9 protein-coding genes and 1 tRNA gene are annotated in these 12,785 nt (G+C 59.0%); 9 read left to right on the top strand and 1 reads right to left on the bottom strand.

All coding sequences use genetic code 11. The annotated features are described in order from the left end of the window. Window positions 1–3 precede the first annotated feature (3 nt). Window positions 4–1,002 (bottom strand): bile acid:sodium symporter family protein, encoded by a 999-nt coding sequence (locus RX395_RS00545; protein WP_195240673.1) that lies wholly within the window; start codon window positions 1,000–1,002, stop codon window positions 4–6. Window positions 1,003–1,276: 274 nt separating this feature from the next. On the opposite strand from RX395_RS00545, the gene recJ reads away from it, so the two are divergent. The 9 genes from recJ (at window position 1,277) to rplT (ending at window position 12,222) form a co-directional block, all read left to right on the top strand. Further along, window positions 1,277–4,564, top strand: a complete 3,288-nt coding sequence (recJ, locus tag RX395_RS00550; protein WP_316364697.1) for a single-stranded-DNA-specific exonuclease RecJ — start codon at window positions 1,277–1,279, stop codon at window positions 4,562–4,564. A 15-nt stretch (window positions 4,565–4,579) separates the two neighbouring features. Continuing rightward, complete coding sequence (locus RX395_RS00555) at window positions 4,580–6,940, top strand: RelA/SpoT family protein (protein ID WP_316364700.1); 2,361 nt, start codon at window positions 4,580–4,582, stop codon at window positions 6,938–6,940. An 88-nt stretch (window positions 6,941–7,028) separates the two neighbouring features. Further along, the gene (locus tag RX395_RS00560) at window positions 7,029–7,712 is read left to right on the top strand and encodes an MBL fold metallo-hydrolase (RefSeq protein WP_316364702.1); all 684 of its coding nucleotides are present in this window, start codon (window positions 7,029–7,031) and stop codon (window positions 7,710–7,712) included. Between the two features lie 194 nt (window positions 7,713–7,906). Beyond that, complete coding sequence (gene fba / locus RX395_RS00565; RefSeq protein WP_006234429.1) at window positions 7,907–8,773, top strand: class II fructose-1,6-bisphosphate aldolase; 867 nt, start codon at window positions 7,907–7,909, stop codon at window positions 8,771–8,773. Between the two features lie 257 nt (window positions 8,774–9,030). Beyond that, a complete protein-coding gene (locus tag RX395_RS00570) occupies window positions 9,031–10,464 on the top strand; it encodes a transglutaminase-like domain-containing protein (RefSeq protein ID WP_316364705.1) in 1,434 nt (477 codons plus the stop codon). Between the two features lie 39 nt (window positions 10,465–10,503). Further along, a tRNA-Leu gene (locus RX395_RS00575) sits at window positions 10,504–10,590 on the top strand. 432 nt (window positions 10,591–11,022) lie between these two features. Beyond that, window positions 11,023–11,592, top strand: a complete 570-nt coding sequence (gene infC / locus RX395_RS00580; protein WP_006234423.1) for a translation initiation factor IF-3 — start codon at window positions 11,023–11,025, stop codon at window positions 11,590–11,592. 32 nt (window positions 11,593–11,624) lie between these two features. Continuing rightward, a complete protein-coding gene (rpmI, locus tag RX395_RS00585) occupies window positions 11,625–11,816 on the top strand; it encodes a 50S ribosomal protein L35 (protein ID WP_006234422.1) in 192 nt (63 codons plus the stop codon). Between the two features lie 46 nt (window positions 11,817–11,862). Beyond that, entirely contained in the window at window positions 11,863–12,222 is a 360-nt protein-coding gene (gene rplT, locus RX395_RS00590; protein WP_006234421.1) for a 50S ribosomal protein L20, read from the top strand. Window positions 12,223–12,785: the final 563 nt, after the last annotated feature.

Here is a 12,785-nt window from a genome sequence, read left to right on the forward strand (position 1 = left end):
AGTCTAGCGTGCCATGGCGTCGCGGCCGGCTTCGACGCGCTTGCGCTGGGCGGCGCGCTCCTCGCCGGTCAGACGCTCAAAGAGATGCCCGATAAGCGAGGCGAGTACCTGCTGAAACAGCGTTCCGCACATGACGGGAAACACGACTTCGCCCGGAAAGTACTGCGTGGCGATGACGGCGCCCGAAGAGATGTTACGCATGCCGCAGGTAAAGCACATGGTGGTCGTCTCGCTATATGGCAGATGCAGCGTATGGGCGACCAGAAAACCGAAGACAAAGCCACTGATGGCGAAGACCAAAATAAAGAGGGCGACTTCCAAGCGCACCGCGTTCATGTGCAGCACGTACTCGCTCATGGCGGTGGAGTTGGAGGCGATAACGCCCATCATCATGAATTTGCAGGCGGGCGAGAGCACGGGGGAGAGTTTTTCGTGCCCCCATCCGCGCGTGAGCTCGTTGATCACGATGCCGAGCACGGCGGGGATGGCGATCATAAAGGCCATGTCTTGCATCATGCTCGGCACGTCGATCGAGACGGTGGCGCCCAGCAGGAGCTTGAGCGTGAGCGGAATCGTCACAGGGGAGATAACCGAGGACGTCAGGATGATGGTGAGCGCGAGCGGGCCGTTGCCGCCGAACATGCTAATCCACATAAAGGCAGTGACCGCCACGGGTACGCTGTACTCGAGCACGATGCCGCAGACAAGGTTGGGATTGGAGCCAAAGAATAACGATCCCATGGCATAGGCCGCGATGGGAATAAGCGCCGCCGAGACGAGCAGTGCCAAAATCAGGTGCAGGGGACGGCGGAACACCTCGGCTACCTGGTGGAAGGTGTTGCTGAGCGCACCCTGAAACGTCATAAAGGCGAAGAGGGCGGGAACAATGGGCTTGAGCACGCCAATCTGCTGGGGAAAGAGCACGCCGAGCGCCACGCAAATCGGAACGATGACCTGCATATGCCCCGCGAGGAACTTTCCCAGTCCAGCCCATTGCTTCATATGTCCCGTGACTCCCTTTATCCGCGAACTCGTTTGTATGGATATGCTAGACGCTCGTATGCGTCCGTGCGGCTGAAACGCTCGATTATTTCGAGGGTATTACTGGCATCGTTTACCGAAACCGCGGCGTGCTGCGGCGATTTGCGTCCGCGCCGCACGGTATAATAAATCCGTTCAACAGATCTGCCTGCCGAAGCGGGCATACACAGAGGACTCATCGCTATGAACCGTGAGAGGTATCGCGGCGACCTGCCCCTATCAGGGGTGGGTGCCTATGTCATCGCTTAAGACGACGCATCGCTGGGCGGTCGCTCAGCAAAACCCCGAGCTCGAAAAGGAACTTTCGGCTGGTCTGGGCATTCCCGGGCTGGTGGCGCGCATTATGGTCGCGCACGGCATTGACTCCATCAAAGAGGGCCAATTGTTTTTGACACCTTCGCTCGATCGCGACTGGGCCGACCCACTCATTATCCCGGGCATGTCGGTCGTTGCCGACCGCGTCGAGCGTGCTATTCGCAACCACGAGCACATTGCAGTCTTTGGCGATTTTGACGTTGACGGTATTACGTCGACCTGCCTGTTGACCGAGGCGCTGCGCACGTTTGGCGCCGATGTCACGCCGTTTATTCCGCATCGCTTTGATGAGGGCTACGGTCTTTCGCGCGCGGCACTCGATCGCGTTAACGAGCTCGCTCGCCCCCAGCTGATCGTGACCGTCGATAACGGCATTGCCGCCAAGGAAGAGGTTTCCTATTTGGAGGACCTGGGGATCGATTTGGTGGTCACGGACCATCACGAGCCCTCCGACCAGGTGCCGCAGGGTGTGCCCCTGACCGACCCCAAGCTCGAGGACGAGGGCCCCTCGCGCGAGCTTGCCGGTGCTGGTGTGGCGCTCAAGCTGGTGCAAGTCCTGGGTGAGCGCCTGGGCAAGCCGTCGTATTGGCGTTCGCTAATCGAGGTCGCGGCGCTGGGCACCGTGTCCGATATGATGCCGCTTACGCCCGAGAACCGCGCACTGGTCGCCGAGGGCATCCAGCAGATGCGCGTGACGGCCCGTCCCGGCTACATCGCACTTGCCGCGCTCGCCAAGGCGGACCTTTCGAGCATTACGGCGGATGGCCTGTCATTCTCGCTCATTCCCCGCTTAAACGCTGCCGGTCGCATGGCCGATCCCAAGCTGGCGCTCGACCTGCTGCTTGCCCGCAATCCCATCGAAGCAAGCGCGCTGGCGGCTGAGCTCGAGGAAATCAACCGCCAGCGCCGTGAGATCGAGGCGGAGCTCACGTGCGATGCCATGGCAAAGGTCGAGGAGACCTATGACGGCGGACGCGCGATCGTCGTGGGCGGCGAAGGCTGGCACGAGGGCGTCAAGGGCATCGTGGCAAGCCGTCTGACCAACCGCTACCACGTGCCGGCGCTGCTGTTCTCGATCGAGGACGGTATCGCGCGCGGCTCTGGTCGCTCAGTGGGCAAAGTTAACCTGTTTGACGCTATCGAGCGCTGTTCCGACCTGATGATTCGTCGCGGCGGACATGCCGGCGCGGTGGGTGTGACCATCGAGGCGTCCAAGCTCGATGAGTTCCGCCGTCGCCTTTCCGCCGTGTTGTCCGAGCTTCCCGCCGAGGACTTTGAGGACACCGACGAGGTTGCCGCCACGGTCGACCTTTCCGAGCTGAATATCGAGACTATAGAGCAGATTTCCCGCCTTGAGCCGTTTGGCCAGGGTAATAAGGTGCCGCTGCTGGCCGCCGAGGGCGTGACGATGTGTGATCGCGCCGTGGTGGGTAAGACCGGCGAGCATATGCGCTTCGTGGCGACGGATGGCGCCGCGAGTGTGCCGGCCATCATGTTTCGTGTACCGCAGATCGACAGGCTTATCAATTGCGACAGCGCCGTCGACTTGGTGTTCGAGGCCGTTGCCGAGCATTGGCAGGGTCGTGTGAAGCCCAAGCTCATGGTCAAGGATGTTCTGGTCCGCGATAGCACGCTGCCCAGCGTCGACGATCCGGCATGCGAGCTTCGTCGTGGCGTGCAGCCGGCGGATTCCGGCCTGCGCTTGGAGTCGCGCAAGCGCGAGACGCTCGCCCAGCTTTCCTATACCGAGCTGACGCGCTCGCTTATCCATAGCTTTATCGGCTCGAACCAGCCGCACCGCGCGCAGGTCGAGGCGCTCGATGCCCTGGCCGATCACCAAAGTGTTCTGGCTGTTATGGGAACGGGGCGCGGCAAGTCTCTTATCTTCCATGTACATGCCGCGCGCGAGGCGGTCCTTCGCGGGCGTGCGAGCATCTTTGTCTATCCGCTGCGCGCGCTCGTTGCCGACCAGGCCTATCACCTCTCGTCGACGATGGCCGCGCTCGGCATTGGCGTAGGCGTGCTGACCGGCGAGACCGTGGAGGCGGCGCGCGATGACGTGTTTGCCGGCTTGGCTTCGGGCCGCACCGGCATCGTGCTCACGACGCCCGAGTTCCTGTCCATTCACCGCGACCGCTTTGCGCGTTCGGGCCGCATCGGTTTTGTCGTTATCGATGAGGCGCATCATGCCGGTCTTGCCAAGGGCGGCGACCGCAGCGCCTATCTTGACATGCCCGATATCCTCAAGGCCCTGGGCGACCCGGTCGTTCTGGCCGCGACTGCCACCGCAACGGCTCCGGTTGTGGCCGAGCTCGCCCGCGTGCTACCGATTACCCGTACAGTGGTCGACGAGACGGTGCGCGAGAACTTGCAGCTCGAGGACGACCGAGACCTTGCGAGCCGCGAGAACCGCCTGGTGTCAATCGTGGCGACGGGGGAGAAGACCGTCATCTACGTCAACTCGCGCGACCAGTCCGTGGCGCTTGCTAAGACGCTGCGCAAGCGGGTACCCGATTGCGCGACCCGCATCGCATTCTATAACGCGGGGCTTGCGCGCTCCGATCGTCGCCGTGTCGAGGAGGCGTTTCGTGACGGAAGCCTCAGCTGCATCGTTTCGACCTCTGCCTTTGGTGAGGGCGTGAACCTGCCCGATATCCGCCATGTCGTGCTCTACCACATGCCGTTTGGCGCCATCGAGTTCAACCAGATGAGCGGACGCGCCGGTCGCGACGGTCGGCCTGCCGTGATTCACCTGCTCTATTCGTCGCGTGACGCTCGCATTAACGAGCGCCTGCTCGACTGCTACGCGCCCGAGCGCGACGAGCTCGTCACGCTCTATCGAGCGCTGCAGACTATGTGGCGCTCCAACCGCGGCAAGACCGGAGACGATTCGTTTAGTGCGAGCGATATCGACATCGCGCAGATGTGCCTTGCCATCGATGCCCGCACGCCGGTCGACGAGCGCTCGGTGGAAAGCGGTCTGGGAATCTTCGAAGAGCTTGGTTTCTGCCGCGTTTCGGGATTTGACGATACGCGTCGCATCTCAATGGCAGAAAACCCCGGCCGTGTGCAATTGAGCAGGTCAATCCGTTATTTGGAGGGTCTGCGCTCGCGCATGGAGTTCTCGGCTTTCCGGAGCTGGGCGCTCGATTCGTGCGCTTCTGATATGCTAGCCAAAGTTAACCGCCCGATCGTACCGCGGGCCTAGGGGAAGGGGACCTCGATGGATGCCGCAGCCCGTACCTCCCATGATTCCACCCTCCAGCCGTTTTCGGAGATGGAGCACTATAAGCATGCTGATGAGCTGCCGCCCGAGATTATGGCGGACAGCTACGACAAGCTGGAGCGCCTGTGCCTCAAATATATGAATGAGGACGACTTCTCTAAGGTGGAGCAGGCCTACTGCTTTGCCGCCGAGAAGCACTGCAACCAAAAGCGGCGCTCGGGTGAGATGTACATCAACCATCCCGTTGAGGTGGCCATCATCTTGGCCGATCTCAAGATGGACTGCGATGTGGTGTGCGCCGCGCTGCTGCACGATACCGTCGAGGACACCGAGACCTCGCTTGCCGATGTTTCCGGCCTGTTTGGTGATACGGTGGCCGAGCTCGTCGATGGCGTGACCAAGCTCACCAACATCGAAGTCGATAGCATGGACGAGAAGCAGGCGCTTACGCTGCGCAAGATGTTCCTCGCCATGTCCAAGGACATCCGCGTTATTATCGTCAAACTTGCCGACCGCCTGCATAACATGCGTACGCTGGCGGCCCTTCGCGAGGACCGTCGTCTGTTTAAGGCCCGCGAGACCATGGACGTGTATGCGCCCCTGGCCGACCGTCTGGGCATGAGCTCTATTAAGTGGGAGCTCGAGGACCTGTCCTTCTTCTACCTTGAGCCCGACGCCTACCAGCGCATCGCGCGCATGGTGGCTGAGTCGCGCGAGGTTCGCGAGCGCTATCTGGCCGAGACTATCAAGACGCTCACCGACGAGCTCAACCGCATTGGCCTGGAGGGCTTCCAGATCAATGGCCGTTCCAAGCACTATTGGTCCATCTACCAAAAGATGAAGCGCAAGGGCAAGGAATTCTCCGAGATCTACGACCTGGTGGCACTGCGTGTCATCACGCATTCGGTGCGCGATTGCTACTCCACGCTCGGCGCGGTGCATACGCTGTGGCACCCCATGCCCGGTCGCTTCAAAGACTATATCGCCATGCCCAAGGTCAACAACTACCAGTCGCTCCATACGACGGTTATCGGCCCCACGGCCCGCCCGCTCGAGATTCAGATTCGAACCTATGAGATGCATGAACAGGCCGAGTACGGCATTGCCGCCCACTGGCTCTATAAGAAGTCGGGCGGATCGTCTGCGTCTAAGACCAATGATGCCCAGCGTCTGGACGACCAGATTAACTGGCTCAAACATTCGCTCGATTGGGCAGCGTCTGACGAGATTACGGACGCCAAGGAATACCTGCACTCGCTGAAGGTCGATCTGTTCGACCAGGAGATCTTTGTCTTTACACCCAAGGGCGAGGTCATGGCGCTTCGTGCCGGCTCTACACCGCTCGACTTTGCCTACGCCGTTCACACCGAGGTGGGAAACCATTGCGTCGGCGCCAAAATCAACGGTGCGGTGGCTCCGCTCACGCACGAGATTAAGACGGGTGACCGTGTCGAGATCCTGACCAACAAGAGTTCCAAGCCGTCGCGTGATTGGCTCAAGATCGTTAAGACACCTTCCGCCAAGTCAAAGATCCGCCGTTACTTCGCCGCCGCGACCAAAGACGATGACGCTGCTGCCGGCCGCGATATACTGGCCAAGGACCTGCGCAAGCGCGGGTATGGCATCTCTACGCCGCGATCCACGCGTGCGCTCAACGCCGTGGCGGAGCAGTTTAACTACAAGCAGCTCGAGGACCTGTTTGCCGCCGTCGGCGCCGGCAAGGTTGCCCCGCGCGCTGTGGGTAACAAGGTCGAGCAAATCTTGGACCCCAAGCCCGAGGAGCAGCTCACCAAGACCGAAGCCATTGCCGAGATCGTCAAGCAGCCTGCCCGCGGCTCCAACCGCAAGCCGCAAAAGCGCGGCAAGAGCGCCAGCAACGGCATTATCGTCAAGGGCGAGAGCAACAGCGGTCTGCTGGTCCGTCTGGCGCATTGCTGCAATCCGGTGACGGGCGATGACATCGTCGGCTTCATCACGCGCGGCCGTGGCGTTTCGGTGCATCGCGCCAACTGCCCCAACGTCAAGGGTCTTATGGAACATCCCGAGCGCATGATCGATGTGGAGTGGGACGGCGCTGCCGACACCCTCTTCCAGGTCGAGATCGTGGTCGAGTGCCTGGACCGCATGGGCCTGCTCAAGGATGTCACCATTGCCATTGGCGATGCGGGCGGCAATATCCTTTCTGCCGCCACGTCGACCAACCGCGAGGGTATTGCAACCCTGCGCTTTATGGTCGAGATCTCGGACGCGAGCGGTCTGGATCCGCTGCTGGCTTCCATCAGCAGTGTCGATTCGGTCTACGACGCTCGCCGTCTTATGCCCGGCGAAGGCGGAGCTCAGCTCAAGCGCCGTGTGTAGGTGCGAGAGCCTCTCAGCATCATAGATATTGGTTACGTTCGAGGCATCGTTTGGTGCCTCGAACGTATTTTAGAAGGAGGGTATGCGCATGGGCGATATGACTTTGGACCTGACACCCCGAGGTGCAGCTTCGATTGAGGCACTCGTCAACGGCCCGATTCAGACCAACAGTTACGCCGTGATTTCGAATGACGAGTGCTTAATCGTCGATCCGGCGTGGGAGGGCGAGCGTCTTGTGGAGCATATCCGCACCGCGCATCCCGAAGTTCGCGTACTCGGCTCTGTCTGCACGCACGGTCATGCCGACCATGTTGGCGGGGTCGCCGGGGTTCGAGCTGTCGTTGGCGACAGCGCACTATATGAGTTGTGCGCTAAGGACGTGACGGTGCCTCGCGCAAATATCGAGGAGCAGCGCGCCATGTGGGGTATTGAGACGCCCAATCCGGGCGAGCCGACGCGGCTGCTTGCCGAGGGCGATACGATTGAATTGGGCGATATCTGCCTGCAGGTGATCGAGACGCCGGGGCATACGCCGGGCGGCATCGTCCTGTTCGCCGCGACCGAGCAGGGGAACATCGCCTTTGTGGGCGACACGCTTTTCCCGGGCAGCCACGGTCGTACCGATCTTTCCGGCGGTGACGAGGCGGCGATTATGCGCTCGCTCTCCAAACTTGCCAAGACGCTTCCGCTCGATACCGTTTGCTTGACGGGCCATGGCGATTCGACCACGATGGCGCGCGAACTTATGCAGAATCCGTTTATGCAGATGTAGGCTCGAAGCCGTCTTTCGAATCACGAAGACCGCTCAATCGTCAAGCTATTTTCCCCAGTGGGTCGATTCTGTGGGGCAAACGGTCAAAATTTGTCCAATCGGATGGTATTCGTGAACAAACGAACGTTTATGCTCGGGTATGTCGTGGTAAAATCTCAGGCGTTATCGGAGCAACCTTACAGGAGGTTTCTTTTATGCTCGTCAACGCAGCAGACATGCTCAAGAAGGCCGAGGCCGGCAAGTACGCTCTCGGTGCCTTCAACACCAACAACCTCGAGTGGACCCTGGCTATTCTCCAGGCCGCCGAGGAGGCCAAGTCTCCGCTGATCCTTCAGTGCACCGCTGGTGCCGCTAAGTGGATGGGCGGTTTCAAGGTCTGCGCCGACATGGTCAAGGCTGCCGTCGAGGCCACGGGCGTTACCGTCCCCGTCGCCCTTCACCTCGATCACGGTTCTTACGAGGACTGCTTCAAGTGCATCGAGGCCGGCTTCACGTCCATCATGTATGACGGCTCTCACGAGGAGACCTTCCAGCTTAACCTCGACCGCACCAAGGAACTCGTTGAGCTTGCCCACTCCAAGGGCATGTCCATCGAGGCCGAGGTCGGCGGCATCGGCGGCACCGAGGACGGCGTGACCTCCAACGGCGAGCTCGCTGACCCCGCTGAGTGCAAGCAGATTGCTGACCTGGGCGTCGACTTCCTCGCCTGCGGTATCGGCAACATCCACGGCGTGTATCCCGCCGACTGGGCTGGCCTTTCCTTCGAGCGTCTGGGCGAGATCAAGGCTCAGACTGGCGACCTGCCCCTCGTTCTGCACGGTGGTACCGGCATCCCCGAGGATCAGATCAAGAAGGCCATCTCCCTGGGTATCTCCAAGATCAACGTTAACACCGATCTGCAGCTCGTCTTCGCCAAGGGCGTTCGCGAGTATATCGAGGCTGGCAAGGATCAGCAGGGCAAGGGCTTTGACCCCCGCAAGCTCCTCAAGCCTGGTCGCGACAACATCGTTGCCCGCACCAAGGAGCTCATGGAGGAGTTTGGCTCCGTCAACAAGGCGTAAGTAGCGGTTTAACTTTCCCGTCGGAGGCCCCGTTCACCCTACGCTTTTCCCTTGCGCTCACCTGGCTTTGCCAGAAGTCGCGCAATGGGAAAAGCTTCGGGTGAACGGGGCCTCCTTCGTTAACTCGCTACAGGGTTACTGGGCTGAATTCATTTTTAGAGGTACCGTTTATCGGTGTTGAGGGTTCCTTTATTGGGGCTTTCTTTTTTATCTCGCTACAATGGACTTCAAGCGTTCTAGTGACTTGGAGTTTTAGTATGGCTGTTGTTAAGGTGCTGCCTTCGGATGGGAAGGTTATTGACGAGGGTCCTGTTGGTTGCTCTGTTGATGTTTGCAATGATGACTTCCGTTTTCTAGATGTTGGCTTGCCACCCGAGATTCTGCGTTTAAAGGACGCGGGGTATCTTTCGCAGGCTATTGAGGCTTGCGACCGCCTACTTGCCCAAGATCCCGATCCCTCGCTTGCTGCCTGCGTTCGTGCCGAGCGGTATCGCATGCTTGAGACGCCGCTTCATTTTTCGGTGTCGCGCGATCGAGCTATTGCGATGATTCGCGAGGAGTGGCCTGAGTTTACCGAGGAGCAGTTTGACGACCTGATTGACCGTAAGCGTATTGACTGGCGCTTTATCGATGGCGAGCTGTTCGTTCTCGACAACTTCCTCGATTCGCTTCGCGTATATCCCAAAGAGGTCCCCGGCATGCGTCCCGATCCTACGGACGGAATTGCACTGCGCAACGAGATGCTCAAGGAGATGGAGTCACAAAACGGATTGACTCGCGTTATTACGCTTAAGGCGTCCTTGTCTGTCCCCGGCGCTCTAGAGGGGGAGACCGTTCGCGCTTGGCTACCCGTTGCCGCCACCTGCCGCCAACAGTCTCAGGTCGAGATTCTCGACATGACGCCGGAGGGTGCTGTTGCTCCCGCGAACGCTTCGGCGCGTACCGCCTCGTGGTCTTCTTCGAGTGAGCGCTCATTCTCGGTGACTTATCGTTATCACATCGATGCTGCTTATTGTGATGTCTACGGTGGCACACTTCCGGTTCATCCGCGTATGGACGCGCCTCTGCCCGAGGATATTTCCGAGGACCGTCCGCACATTGCATTTACGCCGTATCTGCAGCAGCTGACGGCCAGCGTTGTTGGCGGACTCGAGGATCCGCTCGATCGCGCCCGTGCTATCTATGATTACCTGACGCAGTATATCGACTATCGCTATCAGCCGCCGTACTTGCTTTTGGGATCTATTGCCGATGACTGCGCGCATTCGCTCCGCGGCGATTGCGGCGTTATGGCGCTCACGTTTATCACCATGTGCCGTATCGCGGGCGTGCCTGCCCGTTGGCAGAGCGGCCTCTACGTTGCGCCCGATTCGGTGGGGTCGCACGACTGGGCAGAGTTCTATACGCCGCAGACCGGTTGGCTCAACGCCGACGTGTCATTTGGATCTTCTGCTCGCAGGATGGGGGAGGAGTGGCGCCGCCGTCACTACTTTGGCAATCTCGACCCATGGCGTATGGTGGCCAACAATCGATTCCAGGCAGAGTTTGAGCCCTCTTTCGACGGCATGCGCGAGGACCCTTACGATAACCAGATGGGTGAGGCTTCGGTCGACGGTCGCGGATGCCGTCAGCGCGAGATGCTACGCACGGTCGAACTCATCGAAATGCTCGAAGTTCCATTTTCGGACTAATCGGTAGAAAGCTGTGATAAACTAACTCACGCATTACGTGCCCGAGTGGCGGAATTGGCAGACGCAGTGGACTCAAAATCCACCGTTGGCAACAACGTGCGAGTTCGAGTCTCGCCTCGGGCACCATACATGCAAAGGAGCGTTCAAGGGGGTTGCGGCCCCCTTTTTCGTGCCGAACTCGCATGAGCGCGCGGAGCGTTAAGCAAACAGTCCTGTGGCCTGTTTGTAGCGGAGCGTGGCGAGGGCGCCATGCGCCCGAAGCCCGGGGCTTCGCGAAGCGAAGACCCTTCGAGTCTCGCCTCGGGCACCATACATGCAAGTGAGCGTTCGAGGGGGTTGCGGCCCCCTTTTTCGTGTACGTAATGTGATAACGCGCTGTACGTGTTATTATTCGCAAGGCGTTGTTCCCGCAATGCCCTAAAGAGGAACCCGAGGGTTCCCACCTTTTGGCGCCAATGAGCAGCTGACTGGTCATACAACTTAGATTCCCTTCCTCATACCGAGGATGTCTATGTGTACGACCTGGTTGCAAAGAAGCGCCGGGTTATTTTTTTATGAATGGAGGTAGGGAAAATAGCTAAGTCTGATGACACCCGCATCAACGACGAGATTACTGCATCTTCGTGCCGTTTGATTGGCGTCGATGGCTCTCAGCTCGGCCTGTTCGCCATCCGCGATGCCCAGCGTGTCGCCGACGATCAGGGTCTCGACCTGGTCGAGATCGCTCCCAACGCGGAGCCGCCGGTCTGCAAGGTCATGGACTACGGTAAGTTCAAGTACCAGCAGGCCATGAAGGCCAAGGCTGCTCGTAAGAACCAGTCCAAGGTCGAGGTCAAGGAAATGAAGTTCCGACCCAAGATCGACGTTGGCGACTACGAGACCAAGAAGGGCCACGTTCTGCGTTTCCTCAAGAAGGGCGCACGCGTTAAGATCACCATCATGTTCCGCGGCCGTGAGATGGCTCACCCGGAGCAGGGCCTTAACGTTCTCGAGCGTCTCGCCGAGGATCTCAAGCCTTACGCTACGGTCGAGTCCAAGCCTAAGATGGAAGGCCGTAACATGCTTATGCTGCTCGCCCCGATTAAGGGCGCCTTCGATGAGGATAAAGCGGCAAGCGATACCAAGTAACTAGTGTTCTGTAACCGATTAAGGAGTATTTCATGCCTAAGATGAAGTCCCACAGCGGCACCAAGAAGCGTTTCCGCAAGACTGGTACCGGCAAGCTTATGCGCGCCAAGGCTTTCAAGAGCCACATCCTGAGCAAGAAGTCCACCAAGCGTAAGCGTGGCTTCCGTCAGGAGACCGAGATCGCCGCTGCCGACCGCAAGGTCATCAAGTCGCGTCTCGCCTAAGTTCGCGTTCCCGTTTTTCGTTTTACCGTCTAGGAGTTGATAGAACATGGCACGTATTAAGCGCGCTGTTGCCGCCAAGAAGAAGCGCCGTACCGTTATGCACCGTGCGAAGGGTTACTACGGTGCCGCTTCGCGTACTTACAAGCATGCTAAAGAGCAGGTCCAGCACTCTCTGCAGTATCAGTATCGTGATCGCCGCAACAAGAAGCGCGAGATCCGTTCTCTCTGGATCACTCGTATCAACGCTGCTGCTCGTCTGAACGACATCTCTTACTCTCAGTTCATGCACGGCCTGAAGGTTGCCGGCATCGAGCTCGACCGCAAGGTCCTGGCTCAGATGGCTTACGAGGACATCGAGTCCTTCAACGAGCTGGCTACCATCGCCAAGAAGGCTCTCGAGGCCTAATAGATTCTCTTGAATCGCTAGGGGAGTGTCGCGTTGTGCGCGGCGCTCCCTCTTTTTATCTGAAGCGCTGGTTTATATAGCAAAAGCGCGGGTAGATAGACACTTAAAGGTGACCGATCTTTATATATCTCTTAACCGAAGGGTCATCATCTGATACGTGCAGTATTTCTGCATCAGCCTTTCTATTACTTATATAGGAAGCGATATATTGTGTAGGACTTGTGAAGAGTGGAATTGACGTCCCACATCGCTTCGCAGTCTGGCAATATATCTCCTTGCCGCGCGGCCCGGTCGAACCGGGAACCAGCGCAGGCGTGCACCTTGAGAACCGGATACTGCGAGGATGGACACACCAGATGTGTCGCATCCGGGCAGACATCGAACCATTTGAAATGGTCTAACTTGGATTTGTTTTTCGCAAGGCCGCCGAGAGGCGGCCCCGAGAAATTCCTTTTCCTATACTAGAACCATATGAATCGAACGGAACCGATCAGCTAATAGTTGTGAGGACCGGACGGGCTCGAAGCCCAGATATTTTGGACGGAGAGTTCGATCCTGGCTCA

The sequence above is a fragment of the Collinsella aerofaciens genome (genome assembly GCF_032584215.1).
Classification (GTDB): domain Bacteria; phylum Actinomycetota; class Coriobacteriia; order Coriobacteriales; family Coriobacteriaceae; genus Collinsella.